Genomic DNA, 17,714 nt, shown 5'->3' with positions numbered 1-17,714 from the left:
TTGAGGGGGAGATGTCCGATAGGACAGAGGGGGGCGCGAAGGAATGCAAACATTGCGCTGTTCAGCCCCCGAACGGGCGCAGCAGCGCCCGCGAGATGATGTGGCGCTGGATTTCCGAGGTGCCTTCCCAGATGCGCTCGACGCGGGCGTCGCGCCAGATGCGCTCGAGCGGCAAATCGTCCATCAGCCCCATGCCGCCATGGATCTGGATCGCCTCGTCGGCGACAAAGGCGAGCATCTCGGTGGCCTTCAGTTTGGCCATGGCCATGTCCTGGTCGGTGACGGTACCCTGATCGTACTTCCAGCCGGCTTCGAACACCATCAGGTCGGCGGCCTTCAGCTCGGTCGCCATGTCGGCGAGCTTGAACGACACGCCCTGGAACTTGCCGATCGGCTGGCCGAACTGCTGGCGCTGCGCGGCGTATTCGACGGCGTGGCCAAGCGCCCGCTCGGCGCGGCCGAGGCAGGTGGCGCCGACCTGCAGGCGCGTTGCGCCAAGCCACGAATTGGCGACGTCGAAGCCTTTGTGGACCTCGCCCAGAACCTGACTGGCCGGCAACCGGCAATCGTCGAATTCGAGGATGGCATTGGTGTAGCCGCGATGCGAGACGTTGCGGTAGCCGTCGCGCACCGTAAAACCCTTGGTGCCCTTATCGACAAAGAAGGCGGTGATCTTCTTGCGTTTTCCACGCGAAGACCCTTCCTCACCCGAGGCCATGAAGACGATGGCGAAATCGGCGAGGTCCGCATGGCTGATGAAATGCTTGGTGCCGTTCAGCACCCAGTCGTCGCCGTCTTGCACGGCGGTTGCCTTCATGCCGCGCAGATCGGAGCCGGCGCCCGGCTCGGTCATTGCCAGGCAATCCCATTTCTCGCCGCGAATGCAGGGAAACAGATATTTTTCGCGCTGCTCCGGCGTGCCGGCGAGAAGGATGTTCGAAGGCCGCGCCACGCAGGTCCAATGCAGCGCGTAATTGGCGCGGCCGAGTTCCTTTTCATAGAGCAGCCAGGTCACCGTATCGAGCCCGGCGCCGCCGACATCGGCCGGCATGTTGGCGGCATAGAGGCCGGCTTCGATCGCCTTGGCCTTGATCTCCTCGATCAGCTCGCGGCGCAGCACGCCGGTACGCTCCACTTCGCGCTCATGTGGGTAAAGCTCGTTCTCGACGAAGGCCCGCGTCGTCTCGACGATGAGCTTCTGCTCCTCCGAAAGACCAAAATCCATGGTCTCAGCCTTTCTTCCTTTTCTTCGGCTTTTCAGCCTTTGCCTTTTCGGCCGCCTTGGAGGCGGTGGGCTTCTTGGCCGCGAGCTTGGCCAGCTGCCTGGTGTAGTCCTTATGCAGGGCGCCGGCACCCCAGCCTTTGCCTTTGTTCTGCTTCGACAGTGCCTCCATGATGGCGACCAGATTGTCGTCGCGGATCTTTTCGAGCTCGCGGATCGACAGACCGTGCGCCTGATCGTCCGACTGGGTGGCGATCAGCTCGACCAGCTCATCGTTGAACTCCGGCACGTCCATCAGCTTGGTCCACGGCCATTTCAGGCACGGGCCGAACTGCGCCATGAAGTGGCGCATGCCGGCCTCGCCGCCGGCGACGCGATAGACTTGGAACATGCCCATCTGCGCCCAGCGCAGGCCGAAGCCGTAGCGCATGATGTCGTCGAGCTCCTCGACCGTGCAGATGCCGTCCTTGACCAGCCACAGCGCCTCGCGCCAGGCCGCTTCGAGCAGCCGGTCGCCGACGAACGCTTCGATCTCCTTGCGGATCACCACCGGCTTCATGCCGATCGAGGCATACATCTCCGTGGCGACTTCGATCGCCTCGGGAAAGGTCTGTTCGCCGCCGACGATTTCGACCAGCGGCAGCAGATAGACGGGGTTGAACGGATGGCCGACGACCAGCCGCTCCGGGTGCTTCTTCATCGCCACCTGCATGTCGGTCGGTTTGATGCCGGAGGTGGAGGAGCCGATAATGGCGTTGGCCGGTGCATAAAGGTCGATCTCGGCCAGCACGCGGTGCTTCAGGTCGAGCCGCTCCGGCACGCTTTCCTGGATGAAGTCGGCGTCGGCCACCGCCTCGGCGATCGTCTTGGCGAAGGTAAGCTTGCCCTCTTTCGGCAGGCCGCCGGGCAGCATCTGCTTGTAGGCGCGGCGTGCGCCCTTCATCACCTCGCCGACCTTGCGTGACGCCTCGGGATCGGGATCGAAGATCGACACGTCGATGCCGTTGAGCAGCAGCCGCGCCACCCAGCCGGCGCCGATGACGCCGCCGCCGATCGCGGCCGCCTTGTTGATGATGCTCATGCGGAAGCTCCGGTTCTTGTGCGGGCTGTTGCGGGGTCGGTGAGGGCGACACGCTCGCCGGCACGGATCACGGATGCGTCATAGGCCTTGCGCGCGAACACTTCGAGCACGAAGGGCCGGAAGAAATCGATCGGCAATGTCTCGTAGTCGGGATCGAAGCTCGACTGATCCCAGCGTTCGCAAAACTTATCGCAATCGTCGAAGTAGATGTGCCCGGCGAAACGGTCGCGGGCGTGTGGATTGCCGCCGAGGTGGTGGGCGTAATAGAGGCGCTGGAAATCGCCGTGCTTCTCCACCACCCAGGTGCATTGCTCGCGCACAAAAGGCTTCAGGATCGACGCCGCATACTCGTCGTGGTTATAGGGCGCGTAGATGTCGCCAATATCGTGCAGCAAGGCGCAGGCAATCCAGTCGGTGTCGGCGCCGTCGCGCCAGGCCCGTGTTGCCGCTTGCAGTGAATGGCCGAGCCGGGTGATCTTGTAGCCCGAGAGGCCCGCATCAAGCTGGACGAGCGCGTCGAGCAGCCGCTCGCCGGTCTTTGCCGCATAGTCGATCTCGTGCTCGGTGAGGAAGGCATAGTCCTCGCGGTCGCCGTCCTTCATGGCGGTGAATTTCACGGTCTTCATCGGCGGCTCCTCCCAACCGGCTACCGGCTTTCAAAGCGGTGCGCGCTTCGTCAGGTTCAGCTTCTTGCGGACTTCGTCCGGGCCGATGACCCTGGCGCCCATATTCGACACGATGCTGACCGCCCGCTCGACCAGCTGCGCATTGGTCGCCAGCACGCCCTTGTCGAGCCAGAGATTATCCTCCAGTCCGACGCGGACATTGCCGCCGGCCAGCACCGCGGCTGCGACATAGGCCATCTGGTTGCGGCCAATGGCAAAGGCCGACCAGTTCCAGGTCGACGGTACATTGTTGACCATGGCCATGAAGGTGTTGAGGTCGTCCGGCGCGCCCCACGGCACGCCCATGCACAATTGCACCAGCGCGTCCGGCTTCAGCACTTCTTCCTCGACCAATTGCTTGGCGAACCACAGATGCCCGGTGTCGAAGGCCTCGATCTCCGGCTTGACGCCGAGCGCCGTCATCATGCCGCCCATGGCACGCAGCATGCCGGGCGTATTGGTCATGACATAATCGGCCTCGGCGAAATTCATGGTGCCGCAATCGAGCGTGCAGATTTCCGGCAGGCACTGGCTCACATGTTCCATGCGGTTGCTCGCGCCGCCCATGTCCGTGCCTTTTTCGTTCAGCGGCAGCGGCTTCTCCGGCGGGCCGAATACCATGTCACCCCCCATGCCGGCGGTCAGGTTCAGCACCACGTCGACGTCCGCCGCGCGGATGCGCTCGGTTACTTCGCGATAGAGATGCACGTCGCGCCTAGGCTTGCCGGTCTCGGGATCGCGCACATGGCAGTGCACGATTGCAGCACCTGCCTTTGCCGCCTCGATAGCCGAATCGGCGATCTCTCTGGGCGAGCGCGGCACATGCGGGCTGCGGTCCTGCGAACCGCCGGACCCGGTCACGGCACAGGTAATGAAAACCTCACGGTTCATCGCTAACGGCATCGGACTCTCTCCCAATAGAACGTAGGGCAAGAATGCCTGACTTGCCGGAAACTGTTTTGCGTTTTACGAAGATCGTGTGACCAAAAACGAAAAACCGACGATCTTTCGGGCCGAGCGTTTGCCGCTCAAGGTAACGCTGCTGGTATTCTCCGGCTCGTCGATCATGTGCGTCGCGTCGGCCGTCGATCCGTTGCGCGCCGCCAACCGCATTGCCGGTGAGACGCTGTTTGATTTCAGGCTGGTCTCGGTGACAGGCGAGGCGCCGGTCACCACATGCGGCCTGCCGGTGGCGGTCAGCGGCCGCTTCGATGCGGCTGACACAACCGATATGCTGGTCGTCGTCGCCGGCTTCGGCACGCAGAACTACGCCACATCGGCCCTGCTGTCCGGACTGCGCCGGGCGGCGCGCGCGGCACGCGCCTGCGGCGGCGTCGAGGCCGGCACCTGGCTGGTTGCCCGCGCGGGTCTGCTGGAGGGGCGCAGCGCCACCACCCACTGGGAGGACATGGAGGATTTCTCGTCGGCCTTTCCCGGCGTCGACGTGCGCCCCGACCGCTACGTCATCGATGGCCCGGTGTTCACCACCGGCGGCGCCTCGCCGACCTTCGACCTGATGCTGCATCTGATCCGCACGCGGCTCGGCATGGCCGTGGCGCTAGATGTCGCGAGCGTCTTCATCTACGACCAGGCGCGCGCCGCGACGGACGCGCAACCGCTGGTCTCGCTCGGCCGTCTCGACGGCTACGATCCCAGGCTGGCGCAAGCCATTCGGCTGATGGAAGCGCATGTCGACCAGCCGCTGACTATCGCCGCCGTGGCAAAGCGCGCCGGGGTGACGGCACGGACGCTGGAAAGCATCTTTCGCAAGTCGATCGGCGAAACGCCCGGCGCTTATTACCTCAGGCTGCGCCTCGGCGCCGCGCGCCGGCTGGTGGTCGACACGCGCATCGCCATGGCGGACATTGCCGGGCGAACGGGGTTTTCGTCCGCCGCGGCATTTTCCAGAGCGTTTTCAAGAGCGTTCGGCGAAGCGCCGGTCAGGCTGCGTCGGGGATAATGCATGTCGCCCAAAAGTGCGGAGCGGTTTTGGGATAACGACATGCATAGACAAAGGTAGATCAGGCAGCGTCCTGGCGGTCGCTGCTGCCGTCGATCTGCGAGCGCATCTGTCTCGCAAGATGGGTCTCGAAGCGGCTGGCGACCGCGCGATCCCATTCGTTTGCACTCAGCGCACCTTGTTTCGGGTGCGGCAGCGCCATCAGCCGGTCGATGATCGATCCAGCCTCGCCAGATGAGAGCAGGGCGTCGATTTCGCGTTCGTGCTGCATATCGTTTCGCCTCCTTCTTTCTGAATCCCGCCACGAACCACACTATAGGAGGTTCGTGACGGCTGTTTGAAGGCAAGAGCGAGGCGATTGATGGGCGATGCCGGGCAAAGTTTTGTCCGCCGCCGCCCATCTTGGGCACGATCGTCCCGGCAGGTCAGGCGCTGCTTCAGCCAAGCCGCATCGACAGTTCAACATCCTCGCCGAACGGCGTGGACATGTAGCCACTCCCGGTCGAGCGCACCCGCTCGAGGTATTCGGGGCAAAGATCTGCGTTGTCGGCAACGACGAAGGCGCCCGGCCTGAGGCGGCTTTCAACCAGACTCAAGATCTCGGGATAGAGCGCTTTGGCGCCGTCGAGCAGAAGCAGGTCGACCGTTTCGGGAAGATCGACGCTTAATGTTTGTAGCGCGTCTCCTTCGCGGATTTCCACCATGTCAATGAGACCGCCTGCTGTCAGATTACGCCTCGCGCGCGTCACCTTGGATGGCTCGAACTCGCTGGTGATCAGGCGGCCGCCGCCATTGTCCCGCAAGGCTGCGGCAAGGTGCAGGGTCGAGATGCCGAACGAGGTTCCAAATTCAACGATCATCCGTGCATCGCTGCCTCGTGCCAGCATGTAGAGCAGCGTGCCGGTCTCTCGCGAGACGGGAAGCCAGAGATCCTTTAGCCGCCCATAGAAATCGAGGTATTCGGTCTTGCTCCGAACGAGGCGGCTCCGTTCCTCGGCGGAGAGTTCCGCCACCGCGGGGCTCGTTGCGGCAGCGGCTTCCTCGAACAGGCGGTCCAGCAGGGGCGCGAGCGGCGTTGTCGTCAGTGTGGTCATATCGGTCTCCAGTCAGAAGGGAATGCGTTCTTGTGCGGCATTCAAAATACGACTAATCATTCGCATTCACTAATCGCATTGGCGCGCCCCTCAATGAGCGATCACCGAAGCTCCCGGATTTCCTCGCGAAAACAGCCCAAGCAAGCCCGCTCGGCGGAGCTCGTCGCTGCGATTTTGCAGGCTGCTGTTCAGGTTTTGGCGAGGGAAGGCGCGCAGCGCTTCACCACGGCACGGGTGGCCGAGAAGGCCGGCGTCAGCGTCGGATCGCTGTATCAGTATTTTCCGAACAAGGCGGCGATCCTGTTCCGGCTCCAGAGCGACGAATGGCGGCAGACGACCGATTTGCTGCGCGACATCCTCGAGGACGTCAGGAAACCGCCACTTGAACGGCTGCGCGACCTAGTGCACGCCTTCCTCCGCTCGGAGTGTGACGAGGCCGCGGTGCGTGTGGCGCTCGACGACGCCGCACCGCTTTACCGCGACGCGCCTGAGGCGCAGACGGCAAGGGCGTCCGGAGACCGCACCATCCAGCTCTTCATGCAGGAGGCGTTGCCAAACGCCGCGCAAGTGACTCGCGAATTGGCCGGCGACCTGGTCATGACGACGCTCAGCACGGTGGGGAAGCAGTTCTCGGAGACGCCTCGAACGCCCAAGGAGATTGAAGTCTACGCCAACGCGATGGCCGACATGTTTTGCGCCTACCTGAGAGGCTTCGATCACGGCTAAGGCAAATGCCAGGCCCGGTCAGCAAGCAGGGCGAAGTTTCGCACGGGGCAAACCTTGTTGGTTTCAGCCCCGCGGAAAGCCGCCTTTATCCGCGGCCGTTCGAACAATGCGGCCGCGAACCGGGTACGCCTCAGACGTACCGGTTGACGATGTTCTCGAGTAATTCCTGGCGGCCGGATCTTGGCTGCGGCTCGATCTTCTCTTTGACGACGCGCTCGGCGATTTCCTCCAGCGTGCGCTTGCCGGCAAGCATCGCCTTGGCCTCGGCCGAATCCCAGCCGGCATAGCGCTCGGCGAGCGGGGCGGACAGCGCCTTGTCCTCGACCATGCGTGCTGCCGCCTTGAGGCCGCGGGCGCAACAATCCATGCCGCCGATATGGCCAATCAGCAGGTCCTGCGGATCGAGCGACTGGCGCCTGAGCTTGGCATCGAAATTGGTGCCGCCGGTCTTGAAGCCGCCGGCCTGCAGCACCTGGTAGTAGGCCAGAGCCATCTCCGGCACATTGTTGGGGAACTGGTCGGTGTCCCAGCCCGACTGGTAGTCGTTGCGGTTCATGTCGATCGAACCGAAAATGCCGAGCGCATTGGCCAGCGCCAGTTCATGCTCGAACGAATGGCCGGCCAGGATGGCGTGGCCCTGCTCGATGTTGAGCTTGACCTCGTTCTCCAGTCCGAAACGCTTGAGGAAGCCGTAGACGGTGGCGACGTCGTAATCATACTGGTGTTTGGTTGGCTCCTGCGGCTTCGGCTCGATCAGGATGGTGCCTTCGAAGCCGATCCTGTGCTTGTAATCGACGACCAGATTGAGGAAACGGCCGGCCTGTTCCTGCTCGCGGGCAAGGTCGGTGTTGAGCAGCGTCTCATAGCCCTCGCGGCCGCCCCATAGCACGTAGTTCTCGCCGTTCAGCCGCTTGGTGACGTCGATGCAGTGTTTCACCGTCGCCGCCGAATAGGCAAAGACGTCCGGATCGGGATTGGTGGCGGCGCCTGACATGAAGCGGCGGTTGGAGAACAGGTTGGCCGTGCCCCACAACAGCTTGACGCCGGTCTGCTTCATCTTTCCCGAGAAGTAATCGGCGATCTCGTCGAGCCGCGCCGCACTTTCGGAAAAGTCCCGGCCCTCCGGCCGCACGTCAGCATCGTGGAAGCAGAAATAAGGCGCACCCAGCAGCGAAAACATCTCGAAGGCGACGTCGGCCTTGAGTTTGGCCAGCTCCATCGTGTCGGTACCGCCGGCCTTGGGGAACCATGGCCGGTCGAACGTCTGACCGCCGAACGGATCGCCGCCCGGCCAGGCGAAGGAATGCCAATAGGCAACGGCAAAGCGCAGATGGTCTTCCAGCCGCTTGCCGGCGACAATCTCGTCCGGATTGTAGAACCGGTAGGCCAGCGGATTGGTCGAATCCGGTCCCTCGTATTTGATCTGTTGGATGTCGCCGAAAAAACCGCTGCTCATGTTCTTTTCCTCTCGCATGGTCCGGCCTGATTACCTCAGGCGTAATTGGTTTCGCGCTGACGCTGGTCGAAAAGGCTCATGTCAAAGCCACCCAACGAAGGAGACAGACCATGACCGACCTCAACACCATTGCCGAAAACTACATCGCCGCCTGGAACGAGAGCGACGCCGCGCGCAGAAAAGCCTTGCTCAAGGCAACCTTCACCGAGGACGTCGGCTATCGCGATCCGATCATGCGGGGCGACGGCCATGACGGCATCGCGGCGCTGATCGACGGCGTGCAGCAGCGCTTTGCCGGCTTCAGGTTCTCGCTGAAAGGCGAGCCGGACGGCTTCGCCGATACCATCCGTTTCTCCTGGAACCTCGGGCCGGACGGCACCGAATCCGTCATCGAAGGCACCGATATCGGCGTCATCGAAAATGGCCGGCTGAAAAGCGTCACCGGCTTTCTCGACAAGGTGCCGGCACAGTGAGGCCTTCTCGGCAGGCCACGGCGAGGGCGGGAAACCGCTCACGCCGTGGCGCTCCTGATCGCCGGGTAAAGCTGGCGGTAGCGCTGATAGGCATCTGCATAGGCACCGCCGAGGGCGGCGACCGGCTCGACCGTGGCGTCCGTCGCCGGCGCCGTGCACACGGCGCGCGGATCGGCGCCTGTCGCCGCGGTCAGGCCAAGTCGGGCCGCGCCAAAGGCAGCGCCGAAATCGCCGTCGGCTGGAATATCGATGGGCAGGCCAAGCGCTGTGGCGATGGCCTTCAGCCAATAGCGCGAGCGCGAGCCGCCGCCGATCGCCGTCACCCGGGTCAGCGTCGTGCCGGCTTTGGCCAGAGCTTCGAGGCTGTCGCGGAAAGCGAAAGCGACGCCTTCGAGCACGGCCTGGGTCAGTGCCGCGCGGCCGGATTCGTGGGCAAGCCCGGTAAACGCGCCACGAATGGCGGAATCATTGTGAGGCGTCCGCTCGCCCGAGAGATAGGGCAGGAAGGAGACACCGCTCGGCGCCTGCAGCGAATCGCCGAGTTCGGCGGTCAACTCGCCAGCACTTTTTCCAGCGATCCCCGACAGCCAGTTGAGCGAATCGGTTGCCGACAGGATGACGCCCATCTGGTGCCAGGTGCCGGGCAGTGCGTGGCAGAATGTGTGCACCGCGCTTTCCGGATTGGGCAGATACGACGCGTTGGCGGCAAAAAGCACGCCCGACGTGCCGAGCGAGACGAACGCCTGCCCGGCGCCGACCGTGCCCATGCCGCAGGCCGAAGCCGCGTTGTCGCCGGCACCGCCGGCGATCGGGATGCCCGCCTGCATGCCCCATTTGGCGGCCAATTCGGCGCGCAAGGCACCGGCCTTGGCCGTGCCTTCGACCAATGACGGCATCTGCCTTTCGTCGAGCGATGTGGCGGCGAGCAGTTCGGCGGACCAGGCTCGTCTGCCGACATCGAGCCACGACGTGCCAGCCGAATCCGACATTTCCGAAATATGCTCGCCGGCGAGCCAGAGCCGCAAAAAGTCCTTCGGCAGCAGGACCCTTGCCACCTTGGCGAAAACAGCCGGTTCGTTGTTCCTGACCCAGGCCAGCTTCGGCGCGGTGAAACCGGGAAAGACGATGTTGCCGGTCAGCTTGCGAAAGCGCGGGTCGGCATCGAGCGCGGCCGCCTCGGCGTGGCTGCGTGTGTCGTTCCACAGGATGCAAGGGCGCAGCACCTGGTCGGCGGCATCAAGCAGAGTGGCGCCATGCATATGGCCGGAAAGGCCGATGCCTTTGACCGCCGCGAGTTCCTTCGCATGTATGGACCGCAGTTCGGCAACCGCCGCTTCGCAGGCGCGGATCCAGTCGGCCGGGTTCTGCTCGGACCAGCCGGGATGCGGGCGCGACACGTCGAGCGGCGCATGGCCGGAACCGACGATGCTCTGCCTTGCATCGATCAGCAGCGCCTTGACGCCCGACGTGCCGAGATCGAGGCCGAGATACATGTTTCCTCCCATGTCCGTCATGCCTGGCGGCGACGGTCTTTCTTGCTTCCCCGCCCAGTCCTGTGACACGGGCGGCGAAGATATCCCGGCAATCGTGCCGCCGGAAACGCACCCCGGTCAACACGCGAAGATTTTTTCGACGCTCGAAAAAATCTGGTCGGGGCAGTTTTTAAGGCAAGATGTGGCCTTGGTCAATTCGCCGCGAGAGCGGTTGCACGCCGCAAAAACAATGCCGACAACGGGCTGTTCGGCCGTGCCAGCGCGCGTTCCGCCGCAAGCGCCCTCGCCAGCGCGCCATCACCGGAACGCAATGCCGCTTCGATCAGCGTCAGGTCGATGACGTCGCGTTGGGCGTGGCTGCCGCCGAAGCGATGGGCGATTGCCCGGATCGGCCGGATCAAGCGGATCGTCCCGGCATAATTGCCCTCGCCGAACGCCTTGATGGCGAGCGTCAGGGGATGGCCGACATCCCTGGTGAAAGCAGCGTTGTCGTCCTTGCCGCGCATCGCCTCGCGCTGCGCCTCGAGCAAGCCGCGGGCCGGCGCTTCGAGGCCGGCGCCGACAAACGCCATCATCGCGTGGGCGTCATTGAAGGCATAATGGCCGGCGCTCGCCTTGGGCAACCAGTTGGCGGCGAGTGCCGTCCAGCGCTCGCCGACATCGACGCCGCCGAGATGCAGCCGCCACAGGATCGCCGAGGCATCGACCATGTTGAGCGCCAGCGTCGAGCGCTCGCCATAGATCGGCCCGTCGTAGAGCGCCAGCACCTCGTCGGTCTCGCCGAGATCATAATGGAACAGCGCCAGATGCCACCAATTATGCACCTGCAGGAAGCTTTCCCGCGTCCACGCTTCGGGATTGGCGCGCATCCACAGAATGCCGTCCTTCTGCCGGCTCTGCATCTCCATGACATGGGCCACCGCATGCTGGGCCCAGCCGTCGCGCGGCTCGAGATCCACCGCCGTGCGGCCAAGTTTTTCGGCGCGCGCGTAGTCGCCCATTTCTTCCAGCCCGAAGGCTTGCATGCCGAGTATGGCATGGTAGCCCGGCATGCCGCTCTGCCAGGACGGCAGCGCGCGGCCGATGCGGTCGCGCAGCATGCGCGCATTGCCGGTGAAGAAGTCGATCTGGTGGCCGGTCTGCAGCGCCAGCGCATCGAGCGGAAACTCGATGGCGATATCCTCCAGCACGCGGGCGGCCTCGTGCCAGCGTCCATCCGCAAGGTGGCCAAGGGCGGCGACATGCGCCTGCTCGCGCGTCGTCGCGGCAAGTGGCAGCGCTGCCTCGTGACATGCCTTGGCCACCGCCGTCGCTTCGCGCTCTGTGGCAAGGCCAAAGAGATAACCCTTGAACACATGCGCCATGACGAAGCCGGGATCTTCGGCGATTGCCCGGTCAACGGAACCGACCGGATCGCCGATGAAGCACTGCAATTCGCGCACAGCCCGGCTGTAGGACGAGAACCCGGCCTCCGTCGCGCCAGACAGCGTCAGGCCAAATGCGTCGCTCACCGCCATGGTTTGCCTCAGTTGCCCGAGCGCATCGCCACTGTCGCGATCCCGGCGCCGACCAGCAGCGTGCCGCCGGTGCGGTTGAAGATGCGGATCGCCTTTGGGTTGCGCACCACGTTGCGCGCCCTTGCCGCGATCAGCGCATAACCGAAGGCATTGGCGAAGGCGAGCGCCAGGAAGGTCGTCTCGAAGATCAGCATCTGTGCCCAGAAATCCGCATGCCGGTCGAGGAACTGCGGCAGGAAGGCGACGAAAAAGGTGATGCTTTTCGGATTGAGCGCGGTAACCAGCCAGGCATGCGCCGTCATTTTCGCCGACGACACCGCATCGGTGCGCGGTTCGGCCCGGAGCGCGCCGCCGGCGCGAAACAGCTTGATGCCGAGATAGATCAGATAGCCGGCGCCGATCACCTTCAGCACGGTGAATACGGTGGCCGACGCCGCCAGCAGCGCGCCGATACCCAGCATCGACAGTGTCATCGCGGTGAAGTCGCCGAGCGCCACGCCGACTGCCATCGGCAGCGCGGTGCGCCAGCCCTGGCCGAGCGCATAGGACACCACCAGCAGGATGGTCGGACCTGGAATGACCAGAAGGACTGCCGAGGCAGCGGCAAAAGCGGCCCAGTTTTCGAAGGACATTTTCTTCTCCTTGAGCTCAAAGAAGAGGATAAATCCTTGGTCCCGCGCAGATGTAAAGAGGCAAAAATCGAAAAAGCCCCTCGTTAACGCCAGGCGGCCGGCCTTCACGCTTTTTCAACCATGATTGGTGAAAATGCCTGCTATCCGGCCGGATGGTGTTTCCCGCCGACAGCGTAGGGTTTGGGTAAATGCGTGAGTTGCCGCAAGGTCTGTCGCTGCCGCATAATGGCGACGCAATCGAAACCGAAATACAGCTTTCCCGCCGCGCGGTGCTGTCCGGCGCCGGTGCGCTGGCGCTGCTCGGCGTCGCCGGCTGCAGCCAGACGCTGGATCTGCCGTCGCTCCAGCTCGACGACGTCACCACCGGCTCGATCCGGCCCATCCGTCCGAGTATCAGCGTCGACAAGAACATCACCAGCCCCGACGTGATGTACGCTTCGCTCACCGACGGTGGCTTCAATGTGCCGGAAGTGCCCTATCTCAAGGTCAAGCCGGAGTTCCGCCGCCAGATCGTCGTCGATCCGACCGGCGAGCAACCCGGCACCATCGTCGTTCACTCGCAGGAACGGCTGCTCTATCTGGTGCAGCCCGGCGGCGATGCGATCCGTTACGGCGTCGGCATCGGCAAGGACGGGTTCCGCTGGTCCGGCCGCGCCAACATCCAGTACGGCAAGGAATGGCCGGTCTGGACCCCGCCGCCCGAGATGATCACCCGCAGGCCGGAACTGGTGAAATGGCAAAGCGGACAGCCGGGCGGCCTCGACAATCCGCTCGGCGCGCGTGCCCTCTACATCTATCAGAACGGCAGCGACACCGGCTATCGCATCCACGGCTCGCCCGAATGGTGGAGCATCGGCCAGGCGATGTCGTCGGGCTGCGTGCGCCTGATCAACCAGGACATCATCGATCTCTACAGCCGCGTCTCCAAGAAGAATCCGGTCGTCGTCGTCTGACCGGCGGCCAAGGCTCGAGCGATTACTCTGCCGGCAGCGCTGCACACCCATGTACTACAATTTTGTGCGAATTCATGCGACGCTTCGCCTTGCCCAGCCATGTCCGCTCGCGTGACTGACAAGTTTTGGGAGATCGCGACATCGTTGCGCTGATCGAGGCGAGCGAAGCGGAGAAGCCGACCATGCGTGGTCCCTTGCAAGAAGCAAGAAAGCAATTGATGCCGCTTGTCAGGATAGCCGAACTGGAAATCGATCCTAAGCAGATCGGCAGCTACAAGGCCCTGCTTGCTGAAGAGATTGAGGCTTCTGTACGCGTCGAGCCGGGCGTGCTTTTCCTTCATGCGGTGGCAGTAAAAGGCACGCCTGAAAAGGTGCGCGTGATCGAATGCTACGCCGATCAGGCGGCCTATGAGGCCCACCTGACCACGCCGCACTTTCTCAAATACAAGGCGCGGACGGCGAGTATGGTCAGGTCACTTCGGCTCATCGAAACGGATCCTATCGCGCTGCAGGCGAAGAGTGGCCCGATTTCAAACTGACCCACTGCCTCTGCCGTTGCGCGATGCCGCAAGACAGGCGAATGTGCCTGCGATTTTCACCGCCCGGGAGACGTGAACAATGGCCGGAACTTTTGTCATCGCGCAAGGCGGCGGCCCGACCGCCGTCATCAACCAGACCGTGGTGGGCGCCACGCTCGAAATCCGCAAGCGGCATCCCGGCGCCAAGGTGCTTGGTTCCATCCACGGCGTGCGCGGAATTCGTGACGGCAATTACGTCGATCTTTCCGCCATCCCCGAGGACCGCCTGCGGCTGATCGCGGCGACACCGAGCGCCGCGCTTGGTTCGACGCGCGACAAGCCGGATGCCGCCTATTGCGACCTCATCCTCAACGGCTTGAAGAACGCCGGCGCCGATGCCTTCATCTATATCGGCGGCAACGACACCTCGGGCACGCAGCAGATCCTCACCGACGCCGCCGGCGGCAAGATCGCCTTCGTCCACGCGCCGAAAACCATCGACAACGATCTCGAGGAGAACGATCACACGCCCGGCTTCATGTCGGCGGCCGAGTTCGTCGCTGGAGCATTCCTTTCGGTCGATCTCGATTTCCGCGCTCTGCCGGGCATCTATGTCGGCATCGTCATGGGGCGGCATGCCGGTTTCCTGACGGCCGCGTCCGCGGCCTGGCAGCTCGATCAGGACAGCGGCCCGCATCTCGTCTACGTGCCGGAGCGGCCGTTCTCCGCGGCGGGCTTCATCGACGACGTTCGTGCAACGCTCGACCGCCACAAGCGCTGCATCGTTGCCGTCTCCGAAGGCGTCAGCACCGCCGACGGCAAAGCGCTGGTCGAAAGCCTGGTGCCGCCGGAAAGGCTGGAGCGCGACCAGCACGGCAACGTCAAGCTGTCGGGCAGCGACCTGCCGGCAGCCTTGGAGCGCGCGCTCGCCGAAGGATTGCCGGGCAAGCGGGCGCGCGTCGATGCGCTCGGCTATATGCCGCGCGGCTATGTCGGCGCCATCAGCGCGGTGGACGCGCAGGAGGCCTTCGATGCCGGTGCCTTCGCGGTCACGGTGGCCGACGAGGGGGGCGGTTCGGTGGCGCTGCAATATGACGGCAAGAAAACCGTGCTGAAGAAGGTGCCGCTGAAGAACGTCGCCGGCAAGACGCGCCATATGCCGGATGATTTCATGCTGCCGGATGTCAACCGGCTGTCCGATGCGGGGATGGCCTATCTGAAGCGGCTGGTCCCGCAAAAGTACAAGGTCGGCAAGCCGTTCGTCTGATGCCGGCCTTGATCTGATGGACAGCTGGTTCAGCAAAACCATCGTCGACGCCAAGACGACGATGCTGACCGAGCCCTTCGTGCACGAATTCGTGCGCGCCAACATCTGGCATCTGCGCGGCCGCGATGTCGACCTGCTGGTCGACACCGGCATGGGGATCTGCCCGCTGGCGCCGCAGATCGACACGCCGTCCGGCAAGCCGCTGCTCGTCGTCGCCACGCATATCCATCTCGATCATGTCGGCTCGCTGCACGAGTTTCCGTTGCGGGCAGGGCCGCGCCACAGCGCCGCACAGTTCGACAGCATGGATGAAGCGGTGACCTACGCCTACATGTTCCATGATCTGGAAGGCGCCGTCTCCAGGCTGCCGGCAAAGGGCTGGAAGGCGGCCGATTACAGGATTCAGCCGGCGCCTCTAGCCCGGACCCTGGACGAGGGCGATAGGATCGACCTCGGCGACCGCCAATTCCGCGTCCTGCATCTGCCCGGCCACTCTCCGGATTCGATCGCGCTGTTCGACGAGGCTGACGGCCTGTTCTTCGCCGGCGACGCCATCTACGACGCCATGCTGATCGACGACCTGCCGGATTCGGATCGTGCCGCCTATCGCCGCACGATGCAGCGCCTGCTCGAGCTGCCGATCCGCATCGGCCATGGCGGTCATGGACCGAGCTTCGACGGCAGGCGGATGCGCGAGATCGCCACCACCTATCTCAGCCGGACCGACCGGAAAGGCGAATAGGAGGCCTCGGCTGAGGCGGCGCAAATCTGAAGCGATTTGTCTTGCGCAGCTATTTTGTTCTTGCTTTGTGCCGGCAGCTATGCTAGTAATCTGGGTATGGTGCTGATTCGCCCCAATGACCCGCCGCAAGGCGGGTTTTTGTTTTCGGGTTTCGGCGCCAGCCCGGCAAGGCGGCTGCCAGCCGGAAATTAAATCTTCGTAATATTATCTGGAAACCACGATCGGCGCCCTAGATGCGGGGCTGTCGATCCGGTCGGCCGCCGTGCCAGGCGAGACAGGCAAGGCCGACACGCCGATAGAGCATTCCGGTGACGGAACGCTGCGGCGCCCGATCAATCTCTCGCCCGGACAACGGCCATGTCACCAATCCAGACCCTTCGCGGACATCGCGTCGCCGCTCTGCTGGGCGCCGCGCTGATCGTCAGCCCCTTCGCCCTGCCCCTCGCTCCCAGGCTGAATGATGTCCTGGCGGCAACAGTGACCCCACCTGTCACCGGAATGACGGCGCCCAGCGGTTCGTTCGCTCCGGTCGTGGCGGCCGACAAACCGGCAGTGGTGACCATCGCGACGGTCATGAAAGTACAACAGCCGGACACCATGAGCGACGCCTCTCCCTTTGGCGGAACCTCGCCTTTCGACGACTATTTCCGCCATTTCTTCGATGACCAGGGACAGCCCGCCCCCAAGACACCGCCGGAACAGGCGCCGCGCACCGAGGCCCTCGGCTCAGGCTTCATCGTCGGCGCCGACGGCACCATCGTCACCAACAATCACGTCGTCGACGGCGCCCAGTCGATCAAGGTGACGCTCGACGACGGCACCGAGCTTCCCGCCAAATTGATCGGTCATGACGCCAAGAACGATCTTGCCGTGCTCATGGTCAAAGCCGGCAAGCCCTTGCCGATCATCAAATGGGGCGATTCCGACAAGCTCATGCCGGGCGACCAGGTGCTCGCGTTCGGCAATCCTTTCGGCCTTGGCACCACGGTCACGGCCGGCATCGTCTCGGCGCGCGGCCGCGACCTGCATAGCGGGCCGTTTGACGACTTCATCCAGATCGACGCACCGATCAACCGGGGCAATTCCGGCGGCCCGCTAACGGATGTGAACGGCAATGTCGTCGGCATCAACACGGCGATCTTTTCGCCGAATGGCGGCAGCGTCGGCGTCGGCTTCGCCATCCCCTCGGACCAGGCGCAAAAGGTCGTCGCCAAGCTGATGAAGGGCGGCTCCATCCAGTACGGTTATCTCGGCGTCCAGATCCAGCCGGTGACGCCTGACATGGCGAGCGCCATCGGCCTCGATCACGCAGCCGGCGTGCTGGTCGCGCAGGTCAGCGACGGATCGCCGGCCGCCAAGGCCGGCATCGAGACCGGCGACGTCATTACCAGTTTCGCCGGCCGCGACATAAAGGATCCAAGGGATCTGTCGCGCACCGTCGCCGACGTTGCGCCCGGCACGAGGGAAACCCTCAATGTCTGGCGCCAGGGGCAAAGCCTGCAGATCTCCGTCGAGGTCGGGCGCAACGAAGACGACATGGCAACGGGATCGGTGACCAGCGATCGGCGTCAGCCGTCGACGGAGCAGGGCCTTCGCGCACCGGCGCTCGGTCTCGGCCTGATGGACGTCACCCCGGATGTGCGCCAGGCAATGAACCTGGCAGGCAACCAGCACGGCGCGCTGGTCGAGCGCGTCGACCCGAACAAGGCGGCATCGGCTTCCGGCATCCAGCCCGGCGACATCATCGTCGCCGTCGACCAGCATCCGGTGAGGAACGCCAGGCAGGCTAACCAGGCGATTGTGCAGGCTGCCAAATCTGGCAAGAAATCGGTGCTGCTGCTTGTCGAGCGTGGCGACGCCCAGATGTTCGTCGCCGTCCCCTTCGCCAGTGGCTGAAGCGGGCGCCGCGCTGCCA

At 64.0% G+C, this 17,714-nt stretch carries 18 protein-coding genes; 8 read left to right on the top strand and 10 right to left on the bottom strand.

The features are described from left to right. Positions 1 to 61: 61 nt before the first annotated feature. Genes NKI58_RS04020 through bcoG form a run of 4 tightly spaced genes read right to left on the bottom strand, consistent with a single transcriptional unit; the run spans position 62 to position 3,871 of the window. Positions 62 to 1,225, bottom strand: a complete 1,164-nt coding sequence (locus tag NKI58_RS04020) for an acyl-CoA dehydrogenase family protein (protein WP_352701691.1) — start codon at positions 1,223 to 1,225, stop codon at positions 62 to 64. A 4-nt stretch (positions 1,226 to 1,229) separates the two neighbouring features. Further along, positions 1,230 to 2,303: a carnitine 3-dehydrogenase gene (locus NKI58_RS04015; RefSeq protein WP_352464602.1), complete on the bottom strand. Its 1,074-nt coding sequence runs from the start codon at positions 2,301 to 2,303 to the stop codon at positions 1,230 to 1,232. Continuing rightward, positions 2,300 to 2,929, bottom strand: a complete 630-nt coding sequence (locus NKI58_RS04010) for an HD domain-containing protein (RefSeq protein WP_023677594.1) — start codon at positions 2,927 to 2,929, stop codon at positions 2,300 to 2,302. The genes NKI58_RS04015 and NKI58_RS04010 overlap by 4 nt, the downstream gene beginning before the upstream one ends. A 30-nt stretch (positions 2,930 to 2,959) precedes the next feature. Further along, on the bottom strand, positions 2,960 to 3,871 hold the full coding sequence (bcoG, locus tag NKI58_RS04005; RefSeq protein ID WP_023677595.1) for a 3-dehydrocarnitine:acetyl-CoA trimethylamine transferase BcoG: 912 nt from the start codon (positions 3,869 to 3,871) through the stop codon (positions 2,960 to 2,962). 76 nt (positions 3,872 to 3,947) lie between these two features. Between bcoG and NKI58_RS04000 the strand changes: the two genes are divergently transcribed. Continuing rightward, a complete protein-coding gene (locus NKI58_RS04000; protein ID WP_352451614.1) occupies positions 3,948 to 4,928 on the top strand; it encodes a GlxA family transcriptional regulator in 981 nt (326 codons plus the stop codon). 61 nt (positions 4,929 to 4,989) lie between these two features. Here the strand turns inward: NKI58_RS04000 and NKI58_RS03995 are convergent, their stop codons facing one another. Then, complete coding sequence (locus tag NKI58_RS03995) at positions 4,990 to 5,199, bottom strand: hypothetical protein (protein ID WP_023680243.1); 210 nt, start codon at positions 5,197 to 5,199, stop codon at positions 4,990 to 4,992. Between the two features lie 166 nt (positions 5,200 to 5,365). Continuing rightward, positions 5,366 to 6,022, bottom strand: coding sequence for an O-methyltransferase (locus NKI58_RS03990; RefSeq protein ID WP_352783825.1), 657 nt, complete (start codon positions 6,020 to 6,022; stop codon positions 5,366 to 5,368). Between the two features lie 93 nt (positions 6,023 to 6,115). Between NKI58_RS03990 and NKI58_RS03985 the strand changes: the two genes are divergently transcribed. Further along, the gene (locus tag NKI58_RS03985; protein ID WP_352782283.1) at positions 6,116 to 6,748 is read left to right on the top strand and encodes a TetR/AcrR family transcriptional regulator; all 633 of its coding nucleotides are present in this window, start codon (positions 6,116 to 6,118) and stop codon (positions 6,746 to 6,748) included. 130 nt (positions 6,749 to 6,878) lie between these two features. On the opposite strand, the gene xylA is transcribed toward NKI58_RS03985, so the two are convergent. After that, positions 6,879 to 8,204 carry a xylose isomerase gene (gene xylA, locus NKI58_RS03980; RefSeq protein ID WP_352782230.1) on the bottom strand — a complete coding sequence of 442 codons (1,326 nt, stop codon included), beginning with the start codon at positions 8,202 to 8,204 and terminating at the stop codon, positions 6,879 to 6,881. A 110-nt stretch (positions 8,205 to 8,314) separates the two neighbouring features. On the opposite strand from xylA, the gene NKI58_RS03975 reads away from it, so the two are divergent. Next, complete coding sequence (locus NKI58_RS03975; protein WP_352782228.1) at positions 8,315 to 8,677, top strand: nuclear transport factor 2 family protein; 363 nt, start codon at positions 8,315 to 8,317, stop codon at positions 8,675 to 8,677. A gap of 38 nt (positions 8,678 to 8,715) precedes the next feature. Here NKI58_RS03975 and xylB read toward each other — a convergent pair whose 3' ends face one another. From xylB to NKI58_RS03960, 3 genes are all read right to left on the bottom strand, one after another. Further along, entirely contained in the window at positions 8,716 to 10,170 is a 1,455-nt protein-coding gene (xylB, locus tag NKI58_RS03970; protein WP_352782282.1) for a xylulokinase, read from the bottom strand. Between the two features lie 191 nt (positions 10,171 to 10,361). After that, a complete protein-coding gene (locus tag NKI58_RS03965) occupies positions 10,362 to 11,687 on the bottom strand; it encodes a tetratricopeptide repeat protein (RefSeq protein ID WP_352782227.1) in 1,326 nt (441 codons plus the stop codon). Between the two features lie 8 nt (positions 11,688 to 11,695). Next, the gene (locus NKI58_RS03960) at positions 11,696 to 12,319 is read right to left on the bottom strand and encodes a LysE family translocator (protein WP_352782225.1); all 624 of its coding nucleotides are present in this window, start codon (positions 12,317 to 12,319) and stop codon (positions 11,696 to 11,698) included. A gap of 188 nt (positions 12,320 to 12,507) precedes the next feature. Here NKI58_RS03960 and NKI58_RS03955 point away from each other — a divergent pair, with 188 nt between their 5' ends. The 5 genes from NKI58_RS03955 (at position 12,508) to NKI58_RS03935 (ending at position 17,695) form a co-directional block, all read left to right on the top strand. Then, positions 12,508 to 13,272 carry a L,D-transpeptidase gene (locus NKI58_RS03955; protein ID WP_352634899.1) on the top strand — a complete coding sequence of 255 codons (765 nt, stop codon included), beginning with the start codon at positions 12,508 to 12,510 and terminating at the stop codon, positions 13,270 to 13,272. Positions 13,273 to 13,490: 218 nt separating this feature from the next. Further along, on the top strand, positions 13,491 to 13,811 hold the full coding sequence (locus NKI58_RS03950) for a putative quinol monooxygenase (RefSeq protein WP_352568568.1): 321 nt from the start codon (positions 13,491 to 13,493) through the stop codon (positions 13,809 to 13,811). 79 nt (positions 13,812 to 13,890) lie between these two features. Further along, positions 13,891 to 15,057: a diphosphate--fructose-6-phosphate 1-phosphotransferase gene (locus NKI58_RS03945; protein WP_023680232.1), complete on the top strand. Its 1,167-nt coding sequence runs from the start codon at positions 13,891 to 13,893 to the stop codon at positions 15,055 to 15,057. Positions 15,058 to 15,073: 16 nt separating this feature from the next. After that, on the top strand, positions 15,074 to 15,799 hold the full coding sequence (locus NKI58_RS03940; protein ID WP_352590860.1) for an MBL fold metallo-hydrolase: 726 nt from the start codon (positions 15,074 to 15,076) through the stop codon (positions 15,797 to 15,799). 357 nt (positions 15,800 to 16,156) lie between these two features. Next, positions 16,157 to 17,695 (top strand): DegQ family serine endoprotease, encoded by a 1,539-nt coding sequence (locus tag NKI58_RS03935; RefSeq protein ID WP_352782224.1) that lies wholly within the window; start codon positions 16,157 to 16,159, stop codon positions 17,693 to 17,695. Positions 17,696 to 17,714 lie beyond the last annotated feature (19 nt).

This window comes from Mesorhizobium sp. M0522 (assembly GCF_040321085.1).
Lineage (GTDB): Bacteria > Pseudomonadota > Alphaproteobacteria > Rhizobiales > Rhizobiaceae > Mesorhizobium.
The sequence above is the reverse complement of the archived record's forward strand: the minus strand, read 5'-3'. Positions and strand labels throughout refer to the sequence as shown.

Excerpts from the sequence above, each read along its gene's own strand:
- NKI58_RS03945 (WP_023680232.1), top strand. The coding sequence starts at position 13,891 with ATGGCCGGAACTTTTGTCATCGCGCAAGGCGGCGGCCCGACCGCCGTC.
- NKI58_RS04020 (WP_352701691.1), bottom strand. The coding sequence starts at position 1,225 with ATGGATTTTGGTCTTTCGGAGGAGCAGAAGCTCATCGTCGAGACGACG.
- NKI58_RS03985 (WP_352782283.1), top strand. The coding sequence starts at position 6,116 with ATGAGCGATCACCGAAGCTCCCGGATTTCCTCGCGAAAACAGCCCAAG.
- NKI58_RS03935 (WP_352782224.1), top strand. The coding sequence starts at position 16,157 with ATGTCACCAATCCAGACCCTTCGCGGACATCGCGTCGCCGCTCTGCTG.
- NKI58_RS03990 (WP_352783825.1), bottom strand. The coding sequence starts at position 6,022 with ATGACCACACTGACGACAACGCCGCTCGCGCCCCTGCTGGACCGCCTG.
- NKI58_RS03955 (WP_352634899.1), top strand. The coding sequence starts at position 12,508 with ATGCGTGAGTTGCCGCAAGGTCTGTCGCTGCCGCATAATGGCGACGCA.
- bcoG (WP_023677595.1), bottom strand. The coding sequence starts at position 3,871 with ATGCCGTTAGCGATGAACCGTGAGGTTTTCATTACCTGTGCCGTGACC.
- NKI58_RS04010 (WP_023677594.1), bottom strand. The coding sequence starts at position 2,929 with ATGAAGACCGTGAAATTCACCGCCATGAAGGACGGCGACCGCGAGGAC.
- NKI58_RS03940 (WP_352590860.1), top strand. The coding sequence starts at position 15,074 with ATGGACAGCTGGTTCAGCAAAACCATCGTCGACGCCAAGACGACGATG.
- NKI58_RS03975 (WP_352782228.1), top strand. The coding sequence starts at position 8,315 with ATGACCGACCTCAACACCATTGCCGAAAACTACATCGCCGCCTGGAAC.
- NKI58_RS03995 (WP_023680243.1), bottom strand. The coding sequence starts at position 5,199 with ATGCAGCACGAACGCGAAATCGACGCCCTGCTCTCATCTGGCGAGGCT.
- NKI58_RS03950 (WP_352568568.1), top strand. The coding sequence starts at position 13,491 with ATGCCGCTTGTCAGGATAGCCGAACTGGAAATCGATCCTAAGCAGATC.
- NKI58_RS04015 (WP_352464602.1), bottom strand. The coding sequence starts at position 2,303 with ATGAGCATCATCAACAAGGCGGCCGCGATCGGCGGCGGCGTCATCGGC.
- xylA (WP_352782230.1), bottom strand. The coding sequence starts at position 8,204 with ATGAGCAGCGGTTTTTTCGGCGACATCCAACAGATCAAATACGAGGGA.
- NKI58_RS03960 (WP_352782225.1), bottom strand. The coding sequence starts at position 12,319 with ATGTCCTTCGAAAACTGGGCCGCTTTTGCCGCTGCCTCGGCAGTCCTT.
- xylB (WP_352782282.1), bottom strand. The coding sequence starts at position 10,170 with ATGTATCTCGGCCTCGATCTCGGCACGTCGGGCGTCAAGGCGCTGCTG.
- NKI58_RS03965 (WP_352782227.1), bottom strand. The coding sequence starts at position 11,687 with ATGGCGGTGAGCGACGCATTTGGCCTGACGCTGTCTGGCGCGACGGAG.